This is a genomic window from Amycolatopsis sp. NPDC114478 (assembly GCF_055633805.1).
Map to the genome: position 1 here is coordinate 1 of NZ_JBVKDO010000037.1, position 22,170 is coordinate 22,170.

Here is a 22,170-nt window from a genome sequence, read left to right on the forward strand (position 1 = left end):
TTTAATGCTCTCAAAGGAACCTCATACGAGGTTCAATACATAAGCTCTACTGGCTTAGTTCACTAGCACACTGTTGAGTTCTCAAGCAACACACTCTGGACTCACCGCCTTATCAGCGGCTTTATCCTCGGCAGTTGTTCCAAGCGATATTCAAAGCTTTTGGTCGAGCATGCCTCAGCCTACGGTGTTAGTCGTAGGGATTCGGCGGCCGCTCGTGGGCCGACGCTGAACATTACCCGGTCCGATCCGCGGTGTCAACCCGCTCGGCCCGGCCGGATCTTCGAGGCTTGCGGCCCCGGGGCGACCCGGTGTTCCTGGCGACGAAGAGAAGATTACATGCCCTGAAACCGGTCCCGAACAGGGGGGTCACTTAACGCCATTGCCGCAGGTCAGAGCGTGTCCGGAACCCTACGACGGCAGCGTCGCCAGATAGCGCGGCGGAACGCGGGCCGGAGCCACCCGGGAGAAGTCCGCCGCGAGCGCGAGCATCCGGCCGTCCGACCACCGCGCGCCCATGAACGAGATACCCACGGGGAGCGGTCCGGCAAACCCGGCCGGCACCGTCACGTCCGGGTAGCCCGCGACCGCGGCCGGGGTCGACGACGGGATCACGTCGTCGTCCCCCACCGCGCAGTCGGTCTTCCACGCGGGCGGGTTGGTCGGCGACGCGATCGCGTCCAGGTGGTACTCGGCCAGGGTCTCGTCCAGCGAACGGCGGGCGAGGTCCGACAGCTCGGCGCGGCCGGCCAGGTAGCCGGGGTCGGTCGGCGGCGGCGCGGCCAGTGCCTGCTCGAACAGCTCCTGACCGGCGAAGCACGTCCGCTCCAGCGGGTCCGCGCGGTTGTAGGCGATCAGCTCGGCCAGGTTCCGCGGGCCGCGCGGGCGGGTCGCGAGGTAGGCGTCGATGTCGCGGTGGAACTCCGTGAGCAGCGCCGGGAACTCCAGCTCCCCGAGCCGGTCCTGGTACGGCGGGGTCACCTCGACGACCGTCGCCCCGGCCTTGACCAGGGAGTTCTTCGCGGACGTCATGACCGCGTCCGTCGACGGGCCGAGCACGGGCAGGCGCCACAACCCGATCCGCGCACCACGTAGGACACCCGGCCGGAGCAGCTTCGCGTAGTCCGTCGGCTGCGAGTCGGGGTACCGGAGCGTGGCCGGGTCCGCCGGGTCCCGTCCCTGCAGGACCGACAGCGTGAGCGCGACGTCGACGACGTTGCGGGCGATCGGCCCGGCGGTGTCCTGCTCGGCGGAGATCGGCACCACGCCGGTGCGGCTGACCAGGCCCAGGCTGGGTTTGTGCCCGACCGTCGCCGTCATGCCGGCGGGGCAGACGATCGAGCCGTCGGTCTCCGAACCGATCGCGACCTGCGCCAGCGACGCGGCGACGCCGGCCGCGGACCCGGCGGACGACCCGCACGGGTTGCGGTCCAGCACGTACGGGTTGTTCGTCTGCCCACCCACGCCCGACCAGCCCGACGTCGGTTTCGCGGCGCGGAAGTTCGCCCATTCGGAGAGGTTCGCCTTGCCGAGGAGCACCGCTCCGGCGTCACGCAACCGGGTGATCAGCGTGGCGTCTTTCGCCGGGTAGCTGCGCAGGGCCCGGGATCCGGCGGTCGTCCACTGGTCACGCGTGTCGACGTTGTCCTTGACCAGCACCGGGATGCCGTCGAGCGGCCCGCGTAGGCGGTGCGCGCGACGCCGCGCATCACTCTCGAAAGCCTGCCGCAACGCCGCCGGGTTGAGCGCCAGGACCGCGTTGACCTTGCCGTCGAGCCGGTGGATCCGGTCGAGGTACGCGCTGGTCAGGCCCACCGCGGTGAGCCGGCCCGACGCCATCCGGGCCTGCAGCGCCGGGATGTCGGCGGAGTCGAGGTCGAACTTCGGCGAGGCCACGGCGGGCGTCGCGGGAACGAACAGGAGTACGGCGGCCAGCAGGACGAGGAGTGCCGGCCGCCGACCCATCAGAGCACCGGCAAGAGGGTTCGGAGTTCGTACGGGGTGACCGCGCTGCGGTAGTTGTCCCACTCCACGCGCTTGTTCCGGAGGAAGAAGTCGTAGACGTGCTCGCCGAGCGCTTCCGGCAGCAGTTCGGACTTCTCCATCTCGGCCAGGGCTTCTCCCAGGTTCTGCGGCAGCTGGGCGTACCCGGCGGCGCGCCGCTCGGCGTCGCTCAGCTGCCAGATGTTGTCCTCGGCGGGTGGCGGCAGCTCGTAGCCCTTCTCGATCCCCTTGAGCCCGGCGGCCAGGATGACCGAGTACGCCAGGTACGGGTTGCACGCCGAGTCCAGGGTACGGATCTCCACCCGTCGGGATGACGCCTTTCCGGGTGAATACATCGGGACGCGGACGAGTGCCGAGCGGTTCGCGCGGCCCCACGAGACGGTCGTCGGGGCCTCACTGCCGCTGATCAGGCGTTTGTAGGAGTTCACCCACTGGTTCGTGACCGCGGAGATCTCCTTGGCGTGGTGCAGGACGCCGGCGACGAAGGCCTTGCCGGTCTCCGACAGCTCGTGCGGGTCCTCGGCGTCGTAGAAGGCGTTGCGGTCGCCTTCGAACAGGCTGACGTGCGTGTGCATGCCCGAACCGGGCTGGTCGGTGAACGGCTTGGGCATGAACGTCGCGCGCACGCCCTGGGTCAGCGCGACCTCCTTGACGACGTAGCGGAACGTCATCACGTTGTCGGCCATCGTCAGCGCATCGGCGTAGCGGAGGTCGATCTCCTGCTGGCCCGGTGCCCCTTCGTGGTGGCTGAACTCGACCGAGATGCCCATCGCCTCGAGGGTCTCGATGGCGTGGCGGCGGAAGTGCGTCGCCGTGGCGTGGCTGGCCTGGTCGAAGTAGCCGCCGTTGTCCGCGGGCTCCGGCTCGCTGCCGTCGTCGGGCATGGTCGAGAGCAGGAAGAACTCGATCTCGGGGTGTACGTAGCAGGTGAAGCCCGCTTCGGCGGCCTTCGACAGCTGGCGGCGCAGCACGTGCCGCGGGTCCGCCCACGACGGCGAGCCGTCGGGCATCGCGATGTCGCAGAACATGCGGGCCGAGTACGGGCCGCCGTCGGGGGTCTCCCACGGCAGGACCTGGAAGGTGGCCGGGTCGGGCTTGGCGACCATGTCCGATTCGTAGACGCGCGCGAAGCCCTCGATGGCCGAGCCGTCGAAGCCGATGCCGTCGTTGAACGCGCCTTCGAGCTCCGCCGGCGCGACCGCGACGGACTTGAGGAACCCCAGCACATCGGTGAACCAGAGACGGACGAAACGGATGTCGCGCTCCTCGAGCGTGCGGAGCACGAATTCCTGCTGGCGATCCATGGCCGCACCCTAACGACAGCGTGTTAACGGGATGTTTCACGACGCGCCGGGGTTGACCAAGTCACGTCGCGAGCACCGGTACCGGCTTCTTCGCGCGGGTGATGGCCAGCGAGGCGATCGACGCGAGCACCGCCAGGACCGCCGCCGCGTACCAGGCCAGGTCGTAGTTGCCCAGCTGGTCGCGGACCAGGCCGGCGGCCGAGGCCGCGAACGCCGCGCCCAGCTGGTGGCTGGCGAAGACCCAGCCGAACACGATCGGGCCCGCGTCGCCGAAGGCTCGGACGCAGAGCGCGACCGTCGGGGGGACCGTGGCCACCCAGTCGAGGCCGTAGAACAGGATGAACGCCCACATGCTCGGCTGCACCGAATCCGTGAACAGCTGCGGCAGCAGCGCCAGCGAGAGGCCGCGAAGCGCGTAGTAGACGCCGAGCAGGATGCGCGGGTCGACGCGGTCGGTCAGCCAGCCCGAGAAGATTGTGCCGACGACGTCGAAGACGCCGACCAGGGCCAGCAGGCCCGCCGCCGTCGTCTGGGGCATGCCGTGGTCGTGCGCGGCCGGGACGAAGTGGGTGCCGACCAGGCCGTTCGTCGTCGCGCCGCAGATCGCGAAGCCGACCGCCAGCAGCCAGAACGTCCGCGTCTTCGAAGCTTGCCCCAGCACCGAAAGCGCCCGGCGGGCCGAGCCGGTCTTCGATACCGGGCGCGCGACCTCGGCGTCGGCGGGCGCGCCGTACGCCGTGGTGCCGACGTCGGCCGGGTGGTCGCGGATGACCAGCAGGACCACCGGGACCACCGCCAGCGCGGCGATCGCGATCACCAGCGACGCCGTCCGCCAGCCCGAGGTCACCGCGAGGTTCGCGATGAGCGGCAGGAAGATCAGCTGGCCGGTGGCACCCGCCGCGGTCAGGACGCCGGTGACGACGCCGCGGCTGCGGACGAACCACCTGGTCGCGACCGTCGCGGCGAAGCTCATGGCCATCGAGCCGGTGCCCGCGCCGATGAACACGCCCCAGCACAGGATCAGCTGCCAGCTCGCGCTCATGAAGACCGTGCCGGCCGCGCCGACGGCGATGACGAACAACGCCGTCGCCGAGACGCGGCGGATGCCGAACCGCTCCATCAGCGCCGCCGCGAAGGGTGCGAAGAGGCCGTAGAGGACGAGGTTGACCGAGACGGCCGAGCTGATCGTTGTCGTGGACCAGCCGAACTCCTCGTGCAGCGGGTCGATGAGGACGCCGGGGGCGGACCGGAAGCCGGCGGAGGCGAGCAGCGCGACGAACGCGGCACCGGCGATGAGCCAGGCGCGGTGCAGCTTCGGGGCGGGGCGGGTCTCGACAGTCACCCCAGCAGTTTCGCCGCGCGCGCGTGACGCCGAAAGTGGCTTGAAGGACATCGTCCGAAAGGATCGAGCCACGCCCGGCCGCTCAGTAGGCTCGGGGGATGTCCCGCTTCGCCCTCCTGCTCGTGCTCCTGCTGACGGCCGGCTGCACCGGATCGCCGGACACGCGCGGGCCGTTCCCGGCGGGGTCCGAGCTGGTCCGCGACGCCGCGACGTCGTTCGCCGAGGTCCGGAGCGTGCACTTCGCGGCCGGCGTCAACGGCGTGCTGCCCGGCTTCCCGCTCCGGCTGATCGAGGGCGACGCGACCCTCGACGGCGGCGGCGCCGCGACCGGCACGGCCGACGTCCAGGACGGCGAAGGCCACACCAAGTACCGCTTCACCGTGCGGGACGGCCAGGTCAGCACCGAAGCCGGGACCACGCCGCTGCCCGAGGTGTACGCCGTCGGGAGGTTCCTCGGCCTGTCCGCCGGCTTGAAACGCCTGCTCGACGGGGTCACCGCCGCGAAGACCGAGGGCCGGGAGAACGTCGACGGCGCCGCCGCCCTGCGCGTCGGCGGCGTGGTGCCCGCGGCCGTCGCGCACGGCGTGCTTCCGCAGGTCAACGACGACGTCGTCGTCAAGGTCTGGGTGTCGGCCGACGGGCCGCGCCGGTTCGTCCGCCTGTGGGCGCAGATCCCGCCGGCCGGCGACCACCTCAGCCCGGTGATGATCGAGCTGTCGCTCACCAAGCAGAACGAGCCCGCGGACCTCGGCTAACAGCGGGTCTCGGCGGCCGTCCCGTCGACGAGGTACGCGATGCCCGCGCGGTCCACACATGAATTGCCCTGCAGGAACACCGTGTGCTGGACGCCTGCGTAGGTGAGCAGGACGCCGCCGAGGTCCTTCGCCAGGTCGACGCCCTGCTGGTACGGCGTCGCCGGGTCGTGCGTCGTCGAGATGACCAGCGGCTTCGGCAGGCCGGCGGGACGCGGCGCGTGCTCGGTGGACGTCGGCGGGACCGGCCAGGTCGAGCAGATGTCCAGCTCGCTCGTGTCGGGCGTGCCGCCGGCCAGGAAGGGTGCGCCGGCCAGCATCTTCTCGTGCGCGCGGTCGATTTCGGCGCGGTCGGTGACGCGGGTGTGGTCGGCGCAGCGGACCGCGAAGTAGGCGTCGATCGCGCCGCTGTAGTGGCCGTCGCGGTCGCGCTGGTAGTAGTCGTCGGCGAAGGCCAGCAGGGTCCGGCCGTTGCCCTGGGCCACCTGCGCGAGCGCGGCTTTCAGGGCGGGCCAGTCGCCGCGTGAGTAGAGCCCGGCGAACGTGCCCGTGATCGCGTCCTCGAACGACAGCTTCCGGGTCCCGGCCGGAAGGGGCCTCGTGATCAGGGGACGCACGAGCCGCTGGAACGCTTCGGTGCTGCCGGCGAGCGGGCACGCGCACCACTTGCCGAACTCGTTCAGCGCGTCCTGGAAGCCCGCGGCCTGCGTGACCAGCGAGTCCACCAGGCCCTGGGCCGGGTCGACCGCGCCGTCGAGCAGCAGCGCGCGGACGTTGCGCGGGTACGCCTCGGCGTAGGCCGCGCCGATCTGCGTCCCGTACGAGTAGCCGAGGTAGGTCAGCTTCTCGTCGCCGAGCGCGGCGCGAAGGACGTCGAGGTCGCGTACGACGTCTCGCGTGCCGACGTGCGCGAGAAACTCCTTGCCGTACTTCGTCGCTTCAGCGCACTTCGCGCCGTACGCGGTCGTCTCGGCGATCTGTTTTTTCACCCCTTCGGGCGACATGTCGCTCTCGACGTCGGCCGCGCGGTCCGCGTCGACCTCGGCGTCGGTGCGGCAGGTGATCCGCGGTTCGCTCGTGCCGACGCCACGCGGGTCGAAACCGACCAGGTCGAAGCGCTCGAGCAGCGGTGCGGCGGCGGGCGTCTTGGCCAGCGCCGCGGCCGTCGCCGTCCCCTGGCCGCCGGGCCCACCGGGGTTCACGACCAGCGAGCCGATCCGCTGTTTCGTGGCCTTGTGCCGCAGCAGGCCGACGGTGATCGCGGGCCCGTCCGGGGCCGCGTAGTCCAGCGGCACGGTCAGGTGCGCGCAGTCCAGAGCCTCCCCGCACGGCGTCCACGCGAGCTTCTGCTGAGTGAACTTCCCCAGGTCAGGCGGGGGTGGCGGCGGCGCGGGCGCCGGAGCGCCCGTGCACGCTGCCAGCAGCACCGCGCACGCGGCCAGGCCTACTGCCCGGTGCACCGCTTGCCGTCCGGCGGGACCGTGCCGTCGACGAGGTAGTCCGTGCCTGCCTCGTCGACGCACTTCACGCCCTGCAGGAACACCGTGTGCTGCGTGCCCTCGAAGGTCAGCAGCGCGCCCTTCAGGCCCTTCGCGAGGTTGACGCCGGCCTGGTACGGCGTCGCCGGGTCGTTGGTCGTCGAGATGACCAGCGTCTTCGCCAGGCCTTCGACGTTCGGCGCGTGCGGTTTTGAGGTGTTGGGCACCGGCCAGAACGCGCAGGCGTCACGGGCTGCCGAAGCCGGGCGGCCGTCGTCGAGGAACGGCGCCACCTTCACGTACTCCTCCTGCGCCTTGAGGATGACGGCCGGGTCGGTGACGCGCGGGTCGTCGACGCAGCGGATCGCCGTGAAGGCGTCCTGGGTGGTGCCGTACTTGCCGTCGGTGTCGCGCTCGTTGTAGATGTCGGCGAGCTTCTCCAGCGTCGCGCCGCGCTGCTGGCGCAGCTCGTTGAGACCCGAGTTGAGCGTGTCCCAGAGGCTCTCCTGGTAGAGCGCCTGGATGACGCCGGTCGTCGCGTCTTCGTAGGAGAGCTTGCGGCCGTCGCCGACCTGCACCGGGAAGTCGATCAGCGGCCGGACGAGGTCCTGGAACGCCTTGACCGCGGCGTTCGCGTCCTGGCCGAGCGCGCAGTCCTGCTGGGCGGTGCACCACTTCGCGAACTGCGTGAACGCCGTCCCGAAGCCCTGGCCCTGGGCGACCAGCGACTCGACCGCGTCCTGCTCGGGGTCGACGGCGCCGTCGAGGATCATCGCGCGGACGTTCTTCGGGAACGCCTCGGCGTAGGCCGACCCGATCCGGGTGCCGTACGAGTAGCCCAGATAGGTGAGCTTTTCGTCGCCGAGGACCGAGCGGAGGACGTCCAGGTCCTTTACGACGTCCCGCGTGCCGACGTTGGCCAGCATGCCGGTGCCGTCTTCAGTGCGCTGGGCGCACTTCGCGGCGAAGTCCTTCTCCTGCGACTCCTGCCTGAGGACGCCGGCCGGCGAGCCGTCGGTCTCGCTGTCGTCGGCGCGGTCGGCGTCGCGCTCCCGGTCGGTCAGGCAGTGGATGGCCGGCTGGCTCGCCCCGATCCCCCGCGGGTCGAAGCCGACCAGGTCGAAGCGCTTGCCGAGCCCGGTGCTCGTCATCGGCTTGGCCAGCCCGGCGGCCGCGACCATGCCCGACGCGCCCGGTCCACCCGGGTTGACCACGAGCGACCCGATCCGCTCCCCGGTCGCCTTGCGGCGGAGCAGGCCCAGCGTGATGGTGTCCCCCGCCGGTTTCGCGTAGTCCAGCGGCACGGTCAGCCGGGCGCACTGGACGTCCTTCGCCTGGAACGCCGAACGCGCGTCTTCCGACGTCGCGTAAGGTGCGCAGTCGGCCCAGCTCAGGCTCTGGCCGTAGAACCGCTCCAGCCCGGCGGGCACCGGCCCGGACGGGGGGTGCGACTCGGTCGTCGGCGCCGGTGGCGCCGGCTTTCCGGTGGACGTGCAGGCGGCCAGCGAGGCCGCCATCAGCACGGATGTCGCAATTGCGGTGATCCGGCGACGTCCGGACCTGGCGCTGGGATGAGGGAACACGGTTGGATCGTCCCATCCGGCCGCGGAACTCGAACGCACCACCGCCACGTTGGGTGGGGCAGGCCGGTCGAGCGAAGAGAGAACGGGAGACCAGGGGTGGCAGCACTGATCAGCCGGGTGGGCAAGAAGCTCCGCCGGATCATCCAGCGGCCGGGCAGCGTCGAGCTGACCCGCTACGAAGCACTGCTGCCCGCGGTCGAGAAGCTCGAACCCGAGCTCGAGAAGCTCTCCGACGCGGAGCTGACCGAGCGGGCGGGCGAGCTCCGCGAGAAGCTGAAGGACACCGCCTTCGGCGACGACCAGCTGATCGAGGTGTGCGCACTGGGCCGCGAGGCCGCCCGCCGCGCCCTCGGCGAGCGCGCGTTCGACGTCCAGGTGCTGGGCACGATGGGCCTGCTCACCAAGCACGTCGTGCAGATGGAGACCGGTGAGGGCAAGACGCTCGCCGGCGCGCTGGCCGCCGCCGGCTACGCGATCCGCGGAAAGCGCGTTCACGTCGTCACGGTCAACGACTACCTGGCCCGGCGCGACGCCGAGTGGATGGGCCCGGTCTACGCCCTGCTCGGCGTGTCGGTCGGCTGGGTCGAGCCCGCGCACTCGCGCGAAGAGCGTCGCGAGGCCTACGCCAAGGACGTCACGTACGGCGCCGTCGCCGAGATCGGCTTCGACGTGCTGCGCGACCGGCTGGTGACGTCGGTCGACGACCTCGTCCAGCCGCCCCCCGAGGTCGCGATCGTCGACGAGGCGGACTCCGTGCTGGTCGACGAGGCCCGCGTCCCGCTGGTGATGGCCGGCTCGATCGACCACACCGACGCCGACGAAGAGGTCGCGAAGGTCGTCCGGCGGCTGCGGCTCAACCTGCACTACGAAACCGACTCCGAGGGCCGCAACGCGTGGCTGACCGACGCGGGCGCGTCCGTCGTCGCGAAGTCGCTCGGCCTGGAGGTCGACGACCTCTACGGCGAGACGGCGTCCGACCGGCTGCCCGCGGTGAACGTCGCCCTGCACGCGCACGCGCTGCTCACCCGCGACGTCGACTACCTGGTCCGCGACGGCAAGGTCCAGCTCATCAACGCCGCCCGCGGCCGCGTCGCCGAGCTGCAGCGCTGGCCGGACGGCCTGCAGGCCGCCGTCGAAGCGAAGGAGCAGGTCACCGCGACCGACCGCGGCGAGATCCTGGACTCGATCACCGTCCAGGCGCTGCTGGCGCGCTACCCCGAGGTCGCCGGCATGACCGGTACCGCGGTCGCCGTCGCCGAGCAGCTGCGCGAGTTCTACGAGCTCGAGGTCGCGGTCATCCCGCCGAACACCCCGAACATCCGCGAGGACCTCGAGGACCGCGTCTTCGCGTCGCCGTCGCAGAAGCTGCGGGCGATCGAGGAGGAGATCCGCACGGTCCACGAGACCGGGCGGCCGATCCTCGTCGGCACCCAGGACGTCGCCGAGTCCGAAGAGCTGGCCGAGAAGCTGGCGAAGGTCGACCTCGAGTGCGTCGTGCTCAACGCGCGCAACGACGCCGAAGAGGCCGCGATCATCGCCGAGGCCGGCAAGAAGGGCGCGGTCACCGTGTCCACGCAGATGGCCGGCCGTGGTACGGACATCCGGCTGGGCGGCACCGACGGCGCGACCCGCGACGAGGTCGTCGAGCTGGGCGGGCTGCACGTCATCGGCACCGCGCGGTACCCGTCGAGCCGCCTCGACGGCCAGCTGCGCGGCCGCTCCGGCCGCCAGGGCGACCCGGGCAGCGCGATCTTCTTCGCGAGCCTGAACGACGAGCTCGTGCTGTCGAACGCGCCGGACGTGCCCGAGGGCATCGTCGACGACGAGGAGACCGGCGAGATCAAGGACCCGGCGGCGCTGCGGCAGCTCAACCACGCCCAGCGCGTCGCCGAGGGCGTCGACCTGGAGATCCACCGCAACACCTGGCGCTACACGCGGCTGATCGAGCGGCAGCGGCGTGACCTGCTGGTGCACCGCGACAAGGTGCTTCACACCGCGTACGCGGCGGAGCAGCTGGAGAAGGCGCACCCGGAGAAGTTCGCCGAGCTGAAGGAAAAGCTCGACGACCAGGAGAAGCTGGAGCAGATGTGCCGCGAGGTGCTGCTGTTCCACGTCGACCAGCTGTGGTCGGACCACCTGGCGTACCTGACCGACGTCCGCGAGAGCATCCACCTCCGGGCGCTGGCGCGTGAGACGCCGCTGGACGAGTTCCACCGCGCGGCGATCCCGGAGTTCCACAAGATCATCGCCGAGGCGGACTCGCGGGCGGCGAAGACCCTCGAAGAGGCCGAGCTGACCGATGAGGGCATCGACCTCGGCGAGGCGGGCGTCCGGCGGGCGAACACGACGTGGACCTACCTGGTGCACGACAACCCGTTCGACTCCGACTTCGAGCAGACCATCAAGAAGGTCCGGAGCATGATCAAGCGGAAGTAGCCGTCCGCTCGGAAAACCCCCGTCCGGTTGGTCCGGGCGGGGGTTTTCTCGTTTGCCCCGGCCGGGAGAATCGGGGCATGCGCAAGATCCCGACGCTGTTCCGGCGCGACCCCGAAGACCTTCGGCGCGTCACGCGCGAAGTGCACCCCGCGTGCCAGTGGGTGCTCGACGGCGAAGGCGTGCCCACCCGCAAGTACGACGGCACCTGCGTCCGGCTCGACGAGTCCGGGACGTGGTGGGCGCGGCGCGAGGTCAAGGCGGGCAAGGCCGCGCCGGACGGGTTCGAGGCCGTGCAGACCGACCCCGAAACCGGGAAGACCGTCGGCTGGGAACCGGTCGGGCAATCGGCGTTCGCGAAGTTCTTCGAAGAGGCGCAGGAGCGGCTTTTCGGTGCGGCGCCGGGGACCTACGAACTGTGCGGGCCGAAGGTCAACGGCGATCCGGAGCAGCTCGGCGCGCACAAGCTGGTCCCGCACGCGAACGCGCAGGAGTTCGCCGGCGTCCCGCGCGACTTCGACGGGCTGATGGCGTGGCTGCTCGCGCACCCGGAGTTCGAGGGCATCGTCTGGCACCACCGGGACGGGCGGATGGCGAAGCTCAAGCACCGGGACGCGGTCGCGTCGACCTAGCGTGGCGTTTCGCCCACATTCGCTCGGCCTCCCGGGTGACGGTGGGACAGAATGGCGGCATGCCGCAACTGCGCATCGCGCTCGCCCAGGTCAACCCCACCGTCGGTGACCTCGACGGCAACGCCGACCTGCACGTCTCCTGGACCCGCCGGGCCGCCGAGGCCGGTGCCCACGTCGTGGTCTTCCCCGAGATGTCGCTGACCGGCTACCCCGTCGAGGACCTCTCGCTGCGCAAGACCTTCGCCGCCGCTTCCCGCCAAGGCGTCGAGTCGCTGGCGCGCCGCCTCGACGAGGCCGGGTGCGGTGAGGTCCTGACCTACGTCGGCTACCTCGACTCCGACGAGGTGGGCCCGCGCGACGCGGCCGCCGCGCTCTACCGCGGCGAGGTCGTCGCGCGGCAGTTCAAGCACCACCTGCCGAACTACGGCGTCTTCGACGAGCACCGCTGGTTCAAGCCGGGCACGACGCTCGACGTCGTCCGGTTCCACGGGCTCGACATCGGCATGGTCATCTGCGAGGACATCTGGCAGGACGGGGGGCCGATCTCCGCGCTGGGCCGCGCGGGCGTCGACCTGGTCGTCGCGCCGAACGCGTCGCCCTACGAGCGGTCGAAGGACGAGCAGCGGCTGCCGCTCATCGCGCGCCGCGCCGCCGAAGCGGGCGCGCCGCTGGTCTACACCAACCAGATCGGCGGGCAGGACGACCTCGTCTTCGACGGCGACTCGCTCGTCGTCGCCGCGGACGGCACCGTGTTGGCGCGCGCTCCGCAGTTCGTCGAGCACCTGGCCGTGCTCGACATGGACCTGACCGCGGGCGGCCACGCCGGCGACGGCGAGCTCGAAGGCCTGCACGTCCGGCGCCGCGTCCTGAGCGAGGAACCGCTGCCCGCGTACGAGCCCACCGCGCATCCGGTGATCAGCGAGCCGCTGCCGGACGAGGCCGAGGTGTGGCACGCGCTGGTCGTCGGGCTGCGGGACTACGTGCACAAGAACGGCTTCTCGTCGGTGACGTTCGGCTTCTCCGGCGGCATCGACTCGGCGGTCTGCGCGGCGCTGGCGGCGGACGCGCTGGGCGGCGACAACGTCTACGGCGTCTCGATGCCGTCGCAGTACTCGTCGGGCCACTCGAAGGACGACGCCGCCGACCTCGCGCGGCGGATCGGGGCGCACTACCGCGTCGAACCGGTCGAGGACATGGTCCGCGTGTATGTCGAGCAGCTTTCCCTGACCGGCCTGGCCGAAGAGAACATCCAGGCGCGCACGCGCGGCATGCTGCTGATGGCACTGTCCAACTTGGACGGTCACCTCGTGCTGGCCACGGGCAACAAGACCGAGCTGGCGGTCGGGTATTCGACGATCTACGGCGACGCGGTCGGCGCGTTCGCCCCGATCAAGGACGTCTTCAAGACGCACGTCTGGCAGCTCGCGCGGTGGCGCAACGCCGAAGCGGCGAAGAACGGCGAGATCCCGCCGATCCCGGAGAACTCGATTTCGAAGCCGCCGTCGGCCGAGCTGCGGCCGGGTCAGATGGACTCGGACTCGCTGCCGGACTACGCGCTGCTCGACGACATCCTCGACGACTACGTCGAGGGCGACCGCGGGTACGCCGACCTGATCGAGGCCGGGTTCGACGCGGAGACCATCGACCGCGTGGTGCGGATGGTCGACAAGGCCGAGTACAAGCGGCGCCAGTACCCGCCGGGCACGAAGATCACGTTCAAGGCCTTCGGGCGGGACCGGCGGCTGCCGATCACCAACGCGTGGCGCGAGGGCAAGGCCTAGCCGCTTCCCGCATTCAGCTCAGCGCGACCTGGCGGCCTTCCGACGTACGGAGGGCCGCCGTCAGCGTGGCCTTTTCCGCGCGGCGGACCAGGAGCTCCAGGCCGAGCGCCTCGGTCGCCGTGTGGACCGAGGACGGGTCCGGGTGCGTGGCCGTCACCATCAGCAGCGGGATCGACGGCAGGCCGCGCGTCGTCGGGTGGGGGGTCGTGCCCCAGTCGATGAGGAACGGGCGCAGCGTGCCCGGGGCGCTCGGCGGGGTCAGGCGCCAGTTCAGCGTCTCGCCGTCGGCCGTCGCGCGGGACATCTCCAGCGCGTCGCCCGGGTCGAAGCCGTGGGCGCGGGCCTCGGCGATCGTCGCGTCGAGGTCGGTCGTGCGGACCGCCCACGCGACCAGCGCGGGCTCCGTCAGGTCGTCGATGCCGAACGGCCGCGGCACGTCCGGGTCCGGCTGCGCCGGGTCCGGGCCGATCACCTCCAGGTACATCCCCGCGCCGAGGTCGGCGAGGTGGTTGGCGGTGCCGAGGCCGACGTGGCTGCCGCCCGGCGCCGGGGTGACCCCGGTCAGCTCGGCGACGTGGGCGACGGCGGCGGCGAGGTCGGGGCCGGCGTAGACGAGGTGATCGAGCACGCCGCCATCATCCCGCGCCGGCAGCGCTCGCCGCATCGGCCACTCCGCAATTCCTCTTCGGTCGTAGGCTGATCGCATGACAACCGGGTTCACGGTGTTCGACACGGCGATCGGGCCGTGCGGGCTGGCGTGGCGGGACGACCTCGTCGCCGGGACGTCGCTGCCCAGCACCGGACTGCGCGCCTGGATGGCGAAGCGCTTCCCGGACACCGTCGAAGGGCCGCCGCCGCCTGCTGCGCGGACGGCCGCCGCGGCCATCGTCGCGCTGCTGGACGGCGGGCGTCCGGACCTCGCCGCGATTCCGCTCGACCTTTCGGGCGTGCCGGAGTTCAACCGGCGCGCCTATGAAGTCGCGCGGACGATCCCGCCGGGCAAGACCGTGACCTACGGCGAGATCGCGCGGCGCCTCGGCATGCCGGGGTCCGCGCAGGCCGTCGGGCAGGCGATGGGGCACAACCCCTTCCCGATCATCGTGCCGTGCCACCGCGTCCTCGCCGCGGGCGGCAAGGACGGCGGCTTCTCGGCCCACGGCGGCGTCGCGACCAAGCGCCGGATGCTGGTGATCGAAGGCGCGCTGGCCGACGAGCCGACCCTGTTCTGACCGGCTCAGGCCGGCGCGGTCGCCTGCCACGGCTTGACCCACGCGGTCTCCGGCCAGCCTTCGACGGCCGCCATCAACGGGATCGCCGTGCCGCCGTCGACGTGCTCGCGGATGATGTCCGCGTGGCCGGCGTGGCGGGCCGTCTCCTCGATCAGGTGCAGCAGCACCCAGCGGACCGACCACGCCTCGATGTCCTGCGGGTACCACGGCACGCCCTTCGGCACCGGAACCGGCTGGCCGAGGTCCTCGATCCCCGCGATGACCTCCGCCGTGCGGGCGGCGACCTCGTCGTACCGGGCCAGGACGCCCGCCAGCGTCTCGTCCTCGCCCAGCCGGTAGCCCGCCGCGTAGTCCGCCATCGCGTCGCCGAACGGCTTCTGCGGCAGCTTCAGGATGATGTCGAGCCAGCCGTCCTCGGTCGTCGCGACGTGCTTGACGAGGCCGCCCACCGACAGCGCGCTGTTCGTCGGGGTGCTTCTCGCCTGCTCGTCGGTCAGCCCGTGGGCGGCCACCTTGAGCACGTACCGCTGCTGCTCGAGGAAGCGCAGCAGCCCGTCCCGCTCGTCGGCCACCGGGGGCACGTTTCCCGCCATGTCGATCCACTCCTTCGCGTTCGTTGCGGGCATCGTCCCACCGGCCACCGACAATTCCGGCGGGAGCTGCTCAGCCGCCTCGAGGAGCATGTCGTGGCGCGGGCTTGATGAAGGCGTACGCCCCGCCCATTCCGTAGAGGACGGCTCGCACCACCTGCTCGATCCGGCTGACCACGCCTTCGGCCGTGTCCAGCTGCCGCGCGAGCACGAGGGCGGCCCAGGTGACCAGCACGACCACCAGCCCGGCGACGGCGAGCGCGCGCCAGCCCGGCGGCCACCACAGGATCAAGCTGATCACGCCGCCCACGAGCACGACGGTCGCCACGGACGAGAGCACGCCGCTGCGCTCCGGGTAGGCGGCCTGCAGCAGCGCGACCACGCCGAACGCGCTCACCGAGATCGAGCTGAACCGCGCCGCCCACTGGACCGGGCCGAGCCGGTGCAGCGGGGGCCCGGCGAGCAGGAACGCGACCCCCGAGACCGCCAGCAGCACGCGGAACACCGGCGGACCGGTCAGCAGCGCCTCGACCGGGTCGTGCACCGGCGAGACGCCCGTCGGGACGAAGAACTCCAGGACCCACCCCGAATACGCCAGCACGGCCAGTCCCATGAGGAGGGCCGAGGCGAATCGAGCCGTGCGCACGAGGCACACATTAAGCGACCCCGCCGGATCCGGCGGAACCAGCGTGATCAGATCGACCGAGTCGTTACGCGTGCGGACGGACGAAGGGGAACAGGACCGTCTGGCGGATGGAGGCCCCCGTGAGCATCATCAGCAGCCGGTCGATGCCCAGCCCGAGCCCGCCGGTCGGCGGCATCCCGTGCTCCAACGCGAGCAGGAAGTCCTCGTCCAGCTCCATCGCCTCGACGTCGCCGCTGGCCGCCCGCAGGGACTGCGCCTCCAGCCGCCGCCGCTGCTCGACCGGGTCGGTCAGCTCGGTGTAGGCGGTGCCGACCTCGGAGCCGAACGCGATGAGGTCCCAGCGCTCGGCCAGCCGCGGGTCTTCGCGGTGCTCGCGGGTGAGCGGCGAGACGTCGGTCGGGTAGTCCGTGTAGAAGGTCGGCAGCACGGTCGCGCCCTCGACGAGGTGCTCGAACGCCTTGAGCACGAGGTCGCCGTGGCTCGGGTCCTCCCCCACCGGCACGCCCGCCGCCTGGCAGAGCCGGCGCAGGTCCGCCACGGACGTCCCCGAGTCGACCTGCTCCCCGAAGGCCGCCGAGACGGCGTCGTGCACCGTGATCACCGGCCAGTCGCCGGAGATGTCGTGCTCGGCGACCTTGCCGTCGGGGCCGGGCCGGCGCACGATCTGGGCGCCGTACGCCGCTTCGGCCGCGTGCTGGACCAGCTCGCGCGTCAGCGTCCGCATCGTGTCGTAGTCGGCGTACGCCTGGTAGGCCTCGAGCATCGTGAACTCGGGGTTGTGCGTCGCGTCGACGCCTTCGTTGCGGAAGTTGCGGTTCAGCTCGAAGACGCGCTCGACGCCGGCCACGCACAGCCGCTTGAGGTACAGCTCGGGCGCGATCCGCAGGTACATCCGCATGTCGTAGGCGTTGATGTGGGTGACGAACGGGCGGGCGTTCGCGCCGCCGTGGACCGCCTGCAGCATCGGCGTCTCGACTTCGAGGTAGTCGGCGTGGTGCAGCCGGTCGCGCACCGCGCGGACCACCGTGGACCGCAGCCGCAGCATGTTCGTCGAGTCGGGGTTGACCGCGAGGTCGAGGTAGCGCTGCCGCACCCGCGTCTCCGGGTCGGTGAGGCCCTTCCGCTTGTCCGGCAACGGGTGCAGGCACTTCGCGGTGACCGTCCACTCGTCGACGAGCACCGAGAGCTCGCCGCGCTTGGACGTCACGACCTGGCCGCTGACGCCGACGTGGTCGCCGAGGTCGACGCCGGTCCGCCAGCCCTTGAGGTCGAGCTCGCCGGTCTCCAGCATCAGCTGGATCTCGCCGCTGAAGTCCTTGACGCGCGCGAAGCACAGCCCGCCGAGCGTGCGCATCGCCAGCACGCGCCCGGCGATCCGGACGCGGTGGCCGGTGGCGCTGTCGGGCTGCAGGCCGCCGAACTTCCGGACGACATCGCCGATCTGGTCGTCACGGCGGAACCCGACCGGGTAGGGGTCGATCCCGGCTTCCCGCAGCTTGGCCAGCTTCGCCATCCGGACGCGGACCTGTTCCGGCCGCCGGACCGGCTTCCCCGCCGGGACCGCCGCGGACTCCTCGATCTCCCGGACGCGCGCGACGAAGTCGTCGCCGACCGTCTCCAGCCGCAGCGACCGCGACCGGCCGGTCGGGACGAACCCTTCGAGCGCGCCCGCGACGATGCCGACGCGCGGGAGCCGCCGCGCCGAGGAGTAGCAGAGGAACCGCGGCTCCCACTCCGGCCCGTACTTGGCGTTGGACCGGTACAGCGACTCCAGCTGGAAGAACCGCGAAGCGACGCTGAGGACGCCGCGCCAGGCCCGCAGCACCGGGCCGGCGCCGATCCGCTCGCCCTCGGAGAAGACCGCGCGGAACATGGCGAAGTTGAGCGAGATCCGCTGCGCGCCCAGGTGCTGCCCGGCCGCGACGACCTCGGCGATCATGTACTCGTTGAGGCCGTTCTCGGCGTCGCGGTCGCGGCGCATGAGGTCGAGCGAAAGGCCGCGCCGGCCCCACGGGACGAACGACAGCAGGCCGCGCAGGTCGCCGCGGGCGTCGTAGGCCTCGACCATCACGCTGCGGCCGTCGCTCGGGTCGCCGAGCCGGCCCAACGCCATCGAGAAGCCGCGTTCGGTCTCGGCGCCGCGCCACGCCTGGGCGCGGGCGAGCAGCTCGGCCATCTCGTCGTCGGGGATCTCACCGTGCCGGCGGACGCGGGAGGTGTAGCCGGCGCGCTCGATGCGCTTGACGGCCTGGCGGACCGAGCGCCGCTCCGGCCCGGCGAGGCTGAACTCGCGGACGTCGAGCACGGCTTCGTCGCCGATCTCCAGGGCGCGCAGCCCCGCGTCGGTATACGCCTTCGCGCCGCGCTCGCTCGCGCCGAGCACGCCGGGCGTCCAGCCGTAGGTACGCGTCTCGTCGAGCCACGCGCGGACCGCGTCCGGCCACGCCTCGGGGTCGCCGATGGGGTCGGCGCTGGCGACGCTGGTGCCGCCGAGCACGCGGTAGGTCACCGCCGCGCGGCCGTTCGGCGAGAAGACGACGCTCTTGTCGCGCCGGGTCGCGAAGTAGCCGAGGGAGTCGTCCTCGCCGTGTTCGGCGAGGAGCTTGCGCACGCGAAGCTCTTCCTCGTCGGTGCGCAGGCGACGGCTGCGTACGCCGCGGAAGAGCTGGTACAGCGCCGCGGTGGCGACCATGGTCGCGCCGAGGTCGAGGAAGACGTCGAGCCAGCCCGGCCCCTCGCCGACGCCGATCCGGCGCAGCTGCAGGTTCTCGCCGGTGGCGTGGTTGACGACCCAGGCGAACCGCTCCCACGAGTCGCCGAGGTGGCCGGGGAACGCTTCCGCGAGCGCCCAGCCGATCAGGATGACCGCGAGGAACCCGCCGAAGAGCACGGTCAGGCCGTCGCGCCAGGCGCTCGGCGCGAGCCGGGCCGGGAACGCCGGGCGCAGCGCGAGCAGGAAGACGATGAGCGCGACCGACAGGACGTCGGCGGCCGTGAGGGCCCACAGCTGGACCGGGATGTGCCGGACCTGCTTCGACCCGAGCGAGAGCAGCTCGGGCGACCACAGCAGCGTCGCCTGCAGGGCCAGGGTGAGCACCAGGCCGACGACCTGGAACAGCACCAGCGTGTACAGCGCGGCCTTCTTGCGGCGGCGCAGGGCGCTGCCCAGGACGACCAGCAGCAGCACCATCACCAGGCTCGCGCTGGTCGGCACGCTCAGGCTCGAGAACGCCATGTCGATGCCGTTGAGCAGGCGCCCGTGCGGGCCGCTCGTGATCAGGAGCAGCACCGAGAACACCGCGGCCAGCTGGACCACGGTCGCGACGATGCCGCCCGCCTTCGCCTTCCAGGCGGGCAGGCGCGGGCGCGTGCTCGCGAGGTTTCCCATCGTTGCTTTCGTCGCCTTTCCCGGCTGATCGTAGGTCTTGCCTGCTATTGACGTAAGTGAACCCGGGTTGGTTGTCCCCGGGCATCAACCTGAAGGCTGACGGCCCGTGCTACCCGGGGGTGTGAAGCTGGTCGCACCGGGTTGGGGCCGGTCCGGGGGCGTGTCACGCTTTGAGACGCCTCTGCTCCACGACCCGGGGACCTCACCGAGGCCTCGAGGGAAGGACGGTCGACGACGATGTCTGCCAGCGCCGAAGAACCCGCCCCCTACGGCACCGGACCCGCCGCCAAACCGGCGCCGGGCCGGAAGGTCCGCGTCCACCACCTGCGTGAGCTCAAGGAACGCGGCGAACCGTGGCCCATGCTCACCGCGTACGACATGTACACCGCCGCGCTGTTCGACGAGGCCGGGATCCCCGTGCTGCTCGTTGGCGACTCCGCGGCCAACAACGTCTTCGGTTACGACACGTCGCTGCCGGTGACGGTCGACGAGCTGCTGCCGCTGGTCCGGGCGGTCACCCGGTCGGTCAAGCGGGCCCTCGTCGTCGCCGACCTGCCGTTCGGCTCCTACCAGCTCTCGCCGCAGCAGGCGCTCGAAACCTCGGTGCGCTTCATGAAAGAGGGCCGCGCGCACGCCGTCAAGCTCGAAGGCGGGCGGCGGTTCGCCGCGCACGTCGAGGCGCTGACGTCGGCGGGCGTGCCGGTGATGGGCCACATCGGGTTCACCCCGCAGAGTGAACACAACCTCGGCGGCTACCGGGTGCAGGGGCGCGGCGAAGCGGCGGACGTGCTGCTCGCCGACGCGCTGGCGCTGCAGGAGGCCGGGGCGTTCGCGGTGGTGATGGAGATGGTGCCCGCCGAAGCCGCCAAGCGCGTCACGGCGGAGTTGAAGATCCCGACGGTCGGCATCGGCGCCGGCCCGGACTGCGACGCCCAGGTGCTCGTCTGGCAGGACATGGCCGGGCTGCGGCGCGGCAAGGCCCCGCGGTTCGTCAAGCGGTACGCCGACGTCGCGACGGTGTTGCAGAACGCGGCGACGGCCTTCGCGGAGGACGTCCGCCGCGGCGAGTTCCCGGCACCGGAGCACGCTTTCCACGACTAACCCCGGCTCCGGAACCGCTCGGCGAGCGCCGGGTCGTTCTCCCACCACAGCCCCGACGTCGATGCGGCGCCCGAAGCGGCTTCTTCGTCCAACTGGACGTCGATCTGCTTCGCGCGCCGCTCGTCGTCGCGGGCCCAGCGGACGAACAACGCCACCACGAACGGCAGGCCGGCGACGTCGCCGCCGATCCACAGCACGCCCGCGCCGATGATCTGGTCGGTGCGCGGATCCGGCCCCTGGCCCGGGTGCGCGGCCGCGTAGTGCGCCGGCGCGAGCAGCGGCCCCAGCCACAGCACCAGGCCAAGCGCGCCGTCGAAGACGACCTCGGTGAACGCGATCCACACCGACACGAGGTGCGGGTCCTGCCGGGGCGTCGGGTCGAGGGCCAGGCGCGTCCAGAAGTACGTGAACCCGGCCAGCACGAGCGCGAGCCGGACCAGGCCGTCCACCACCGGCGAGCGCAGCGTGAGGTCGTAGAGCGGGGTCAGGTAGAGCACCAGCACCGGCACGACCAGGGCGAGCGTGACGACCGGCGGGAACGTCAGCGCGCGGGCGAGCGGGCCGCGGCCGTGCTCGCGCAGCCACCGGGCCGGGACGGTGTCGAGCAGGAGCCGGATCGGCGAGCCCAGGGCCAGCAGCAGCGGCGTGATCATCAGCAGCGTGACCGTCTGGACCGCGCGGACCCAGAAGAACGTCGTGTCGTAGACGGCCAGCGGCGAGCACGTGACGACCACGATCGTCGCGAGCCCGGCGAGGAACGCGGCCGTCCGGCCCGGCGGCCACTCGCGGTGGCGCGCCGCGCGGACGTAGAGCGTGCCCAGGACGAGCACGCACAGGACCGCCGGGGCGTCGAGCGTCAGCGGCACTTCACACCGCGAAGAAGATCAGGCTGCCGATTCCGGCGACCACGCAGTAAATGGCGAACGGGGTCAGAGTGCGCGTTTCGAAGTATCCGGTGAGGAACCGGACAGAAATGTACGAAGCGACTCCCGCGACGAGGCTGCCGACGAGCGCCGGGCCGAGCGAAGCGTGGTTCTCCGGGGCGAACAGCGTCGGCATCTTGAGCACGCCCGCCGCGAGGATGACCGGGGTGGCGAGCAGGAACGCGAAGCGCGCGGCGTCCTCGTGGCCGAGCCCGCGGCGCAGCCCGGCGACCATCGTGATGCCGGAGCGGCTGATGCCCGGCAGCAGCGCGAGGATCTGCGCCGCGCCGATCAGCACCGCTTCGCCGACGCGCAGCTTCGCCAGCCGGACGTCGGTCGCCTCTTCGACGCTGACCGCCCGCATGACCATGGTGTCCTCGGCGGAGAAGTCCACGGTGTCCTCTTCCGCGGCGGCCTTGCTGGGCCGGCTGAACTTCTCGGCGGCGTAGAGGACCCCGCCGTTGAGCGTGAGGAAGATCGCCGCCGGCACCGGCTTGCCGAGGAAGTCGCGCAGCAGCCCTTCGAAGAGCAGCCCGGCCAGCCCGACCGGGATGGTGGCGAGCACGAGCAGCCAGGCGAGCCGCTGGTCGGGCGTGCGGACCTCGCGGTGCCGGACCGACGTCCAGAGGCCGCGGATGATCCGCACCCAGTCCTTGCGGAAGAACAGCACGAGCGCCAGCGCGGTGGCGACGTGCATCGCCACGAGGACCGCCAGGTACGGCGAATCCTTGCCGATGCTCAGGTCGCGCTGCCACGATCCGCCGAGCCAGGCGGGCAGCAGGATGCTGTGGCCGAGACTGGACACCGGAAACAATTCCGACACCCCCTGCAAGGCGCCGACGACAATCGCCTCGAGATAGGTCACCGCGGACATTCCGAGCCTTTCCGTCCTGCTTTTCCGATCCCCGACACCGGAACGTACCGGCTCATCCGTTAAGCGCCGGCAAGGGGCACCACCCAGCTCAGCGTCCTCTCAGCACGTGTTCA

Annotated in this window: 17 protein-coding genes; 6 read left to right on the forward strand and 11 right to left on the reverse strand. The window is 71.5% G+C overall.

Annotated elements, in window-relative coordinates; genetic code table 11:
* Nucleotides 1-408: 408 nt before the first annotated feature.
* The 3 genes from ACZ7OH_RS48695 to ACZ7OH_RS48705 form a co-directional block, all read right to left on the reverse strand.
* Nucleotides 409-1,962, reverse strand: coding sequence for an amidase (locus tag ACZ7OH_RS48695; RefSeq protein WP_470287174.1), 1,554 nt, complete (start codon nt 1,960-1,962; stop codon nt 409-411).
* The gene (gene glnA, locus ACZ7OH_RS48700) at nt 1,962-3,305 is read right to left on the reverse strand and encodes a type I glutamate--ammonia ligase (RefSeq protein ID WP_086676528.1); all 1,344 of its coding nucleotides are present in this window, start codon (nt 3,303-3,305) and stop codon (nt 1,962-1,964) included. Before glnA ends, ACZ7OH_RS48695 begins: the two co-directional genes overlap by 1 nt.
* 61 nt (nt 3,306-3,366) lie before the next feature.
* Nucleotides 3,367-4,647 (reverse strand): MFS transporter, encoded by a 1,281-nt coding sequence (locus ACZ7OH_RS48705; protein ID WP_470287175.1) that lies wholly within the window; start codon nt 4,645-4,647, stop codon nt 3,367-3,369.
* 98 nt (nt 4,648-4,745) lie between these two features.
* On the opposite strand from ACZ7OH_RS48705, the gene ACZ7OH_RS48710 reads away from it, so the two are divergent.
* Entirely contained in the window at nt 4,746-5,402 is a 657-nt protein-coding gene (locus ACZ7OH_RS48710) for an LppX_LprAFG lipoprotein (protein WP_470287176.1), read from the forward strand.
* Here the strand turns inward: ACZ7OH_RS48710 and ACZ7OH_RS48715 are convergent.
* Nucleotides 5,399-6,859: an alpha/beta hydrolase gene (locus tag ACZ7OH_RS48715; protein ID WP_470287177.1), complete on the reverse strand. Its 1,461-nt coding sequence runs from the start codon at nt 6,857-6,859 to the stop codon at nt 5,399-5,401. The genes ACZ7OH_RS48710 and ACZ7OH_RS48715 overlap by 4 nt on opposite strands.
* Complete coding sequence (locus ACZ7OH_RS48720; RefSeq protein ID WP_470287178.1) at nt 6,844-8,400, reverse strand: alpha/beta hydrolase; 1,557 nt, start codon at nt 8,398-8,400, stop codon at nt 6,844-6,846. Before ACZ7OH_RS48720 ends, ACZ7OH_RS48715 begins: the two co-directional genes overlap by 16 nt.
* Nucleotides 8,401-8,556: 156 nt before the next feature.
* On the opposite strand from ACZ7OH_RS48720, the gene secA2 reads away from it, so the two are divergent.
* The 3 genes from secA2 to ACZ7OH_RS48735 all read left to right on the forward strand — a co-directional run bounded on the left by secA2 (nt 8,557) and on the right by ACZ7OH_RS48735 (nt 13,306).
* Nucleotides 8,557-10,896, forward strand: a complete 2,340-nt coding sequence (secA2, locus tag ACZ7OH_RS48725) for an accessory Sec system translocase SecA2 (RefSeq protein ID WP_470287179.1) — start codon at nt 8,557-8,559, stop codon at nt 10,894-10,896.
* Between the two features lie 77 nt (nt 10,897-10,973).
* On the forward strand, nt 10,974-11,525 hold the full coding sequence (locus tag ACZ7OH_RS48730; protein WP_470287180.1) for an RNA ligase 1 family protein: 552 nt from the start codon (nt 10,974-10,976) through the stop codon (nt 11,523-11,525).
* 59 nt (nt 11,526-11,584) lie between these two features.
* Complete coding sequence (locus ACZ7OH_RS48735; protein WP_470287181.1) at nt 11,585-13,306, forward strand: NAD+ synthase; 1,722 nt, start codon at nt 11,585-11,587, stop codon at nt 13,304-13,306.
* 13 nt (nt 13,307-13,319) lie between these two features.
* On the opposite strand, the gene ACZ7OH_RS48740 is transcribed toward ACZ7OH_RS48735, so the two are convergent.
* Nucleotides 13,320-13,970 carry a VOC family protein gene (locus tag ACZ7OH_RS48740; RefSeq protein ID WP_470287182.1) on the reverse strand — a complete coding sequence of 217 codons (651 nt, stop codon included), beginning with the start codon at nt 13,968-13,970 and terminating at the stop codon, nt 13,320-13,322.
* Nucleotides 13,971-14,010: 40 nt separating this feature from the next.
* Here ACZ7OH_RS48740 and ACZ7OH_RS48745 point away from each other — a divergent pair, with 40 nt between their 5' ends.
* Entirely contained in the window at nt 14,011-14,535 is a 525-nt protein-coding gene (locus tag ACZ7OH_RS48745) for a methylated-DNA--[protein]-cysteine S-methyltransferase (protein ID WP_470287183.1), read from the forward strand.
* Between the two features lie 5 nt (nt 14,536-14,540).
* On the opposite strand, the gene ACZ7OH_RS48750 is transcribed toward ACZ7OH_RS48745, so the two are convergent.
* The 3 genes from ACZ7OH_RS48750 to lysX all read right to left on the reverse strand — a co-directional run bounded on the left by ACZ7OH_RS48750 (nt 14,541) and on the right by lysX (nt 19,159).
* Nucleotides 14,541-15,128 carry a DinB family protein gene (locus tag ACZ7OH_RS48750; protein WP_470287229.1) on the reverse strand — a complete coding sequence of 196 codons (588 nt, stop codon included), beginning with the start codon at nt 15,126-15,128 and terminating at the stop codon, nt 14,541-14,543.
* Nucleotides 15,129-15,198: 70 nt separating this feature from the next.
* On the reverse strand, nt 15,199-15,771 hold the full coding sequence (locus ACZ7OH_RS48755) for a hypothetical protein (protein ID WP_470287184.1): 573 nt from the start codon (nt 15,769-15,771) through the stop codon (nt 15,199-15,201).
* A gap of 64 nt (nt 15,772-15,835) precedes the next feature.
* Nucleotides 15,836-19,159 (reverse strand): bifunctional lysylphosphatidylglycerol synthetase/lysine--tRNA ligase LysX, encoded by a 3,324-nt coding sequence (gene lysX / locus ACZ7OH_RS48760; RefSeq protein ID WP_470287185.1) that lies wholly within the window; start codon nt 19,157-19,159, stop codon nt 15,836-15,838.
* A 237-nt stretch (nt 19,160-19,396) separates the two neighbouring features.
* On the opposite strand from lysX, the gene panB reads away from it, so the two are divergent.
* Complete coding sequence (panB, locus tag ACZ7OH_RS48765) at nt 19,397-20,260, forward strand: 3-methyl-2-oxobutanoate hydroxymethyltransferase (RefSeq protein WP_285999667.1); 864 nt, start codon at nt 19,397-19,399, stop codon at nt 20,258-20,260.
* Here panB and ACZ7OH_RS48770 read toward each other — a convergent pair.
* Together ACZ7OH_RS48770 and ACZ7OH_RS48775 are read right to left on the reverse strand one after the other, a co-directional pair.
* On the reverse strand, nt 20,257-21,126 hold the full coding sequence (locus ACZ7OH_RS48770; protein ID WP_470287186.1) for a cytochrome c oxidase assembly protein: 870 nt from the start codon (nt 21,124-21,126) through the stop codon (nt 20,257-20,259). The two genes, panB and ACZ7OH_RS48770, sit on opposite strands and share 4 nt — an antisense overlap.
* 1 nt (nt 21,127) lies before the next feature.
* Nucleotides 21,128-22,057 carry an undecaprenyl-diphosphate phosphatase gene (locus ACZ7OH_RS48775; protein WP_470287187.1) on the reverse strand — a complete coding sequence of 310 codons (930 nt, stop codon included), beginning with the start codon at nt 22,055-22,057 and terminating at the stop codon, nt 21,128-21,130.
* Nucleotides 22,058-22,170 lie beyond the last annotated feature (113 nt).

What these genes read in the sequence shown, in the direction of transcription:
- ACZ7OH_RS48710 (WP_470287176.1), top strand. Translation starts at nt 4,746, where the DNA reads ATGTCCCGCTTCGCCCTCCTGCTCGTGCTCCTGCTGACGGCCGGCTGC.
- ACZ7OH_RS48745 (WP_470287183.1), top strand. Translation starts at nt 14,011, where the DNA reads ATGACAACCGGGTTCACGGTGTTCGACACGGCGATCGGGCCGTGCGGG.
- glnA (WP_086676528.1), bottom strand. Translation starts at nt 3,305, where the DNA reads ATGGATCGCCAGCAGGAATTCGTGCTCCGCACGCTCGAGGAGCGCGAC.
- ACZ7OH_RS48735 (WP_470287181.1), top strand. Translation starts at nt 11,585, where the DNA reads ATGCCGCAACTGCGCATCGCGCTCGCCCAGGTCAACCCCACCGTCGGT.
- ACZ7OH_RS48740 (WP_470287182.1), bottom strand. Translation starts at nt 13,970, where the DNA reads ATGCGGCGAGCGCTGCCGGCGCGGGATGATGGCGGCGTGCTCGATCAC.
- panB (WP_285999667.1), top strand. Translation starts at nt 19,397, where the DNA reads ATGTCTGCCAGCGCCGAAGAACCCGCCCCCTACGGCACCGGACCCGCC.
- ACZ7OH_RS48730 (WP_470287180.1), top strand. Translation starts at nt 10,974, where the DNA reads ATGCGCAAGATCCCGACGCTGTTCCGGCGCGACCCCGAAGACCTTCGG.
- ACZ7OH_RS48750 (WP_470287229.1), bottom strand. Translation starts at nt 15,128, where the DNA reads ATGGCGGGAAACGTGCCCCCGGTGGCCGACGAGCGGGACGGGCTGCTG.
- ACZ7OH_RS48775 (WP_470287187.1), bottom strand. Translation starts at nt 22,057, where the DNA reads ATGTCCGCGGTGACCTATCTCGAGGCGATTGTCGTCGGCGCCTTGCAG.
- lysX (WP_470287185.1), bottom strand. Translation starts at nt 19,159, where the DNA reads ATGGGAAACCTCGCGAGCACGCGCCCGCGCCTGCCCGCCTGGAAGGCG.
- ACZ7OH_RS48695 (WP_470287174.1), bottom strand. Translation starts at nt 1,962, where the DNA reads ATGGGTCGGCGGCCGGCACTCCTCGTCCTGCTGGCCGCCGTACTCCTG.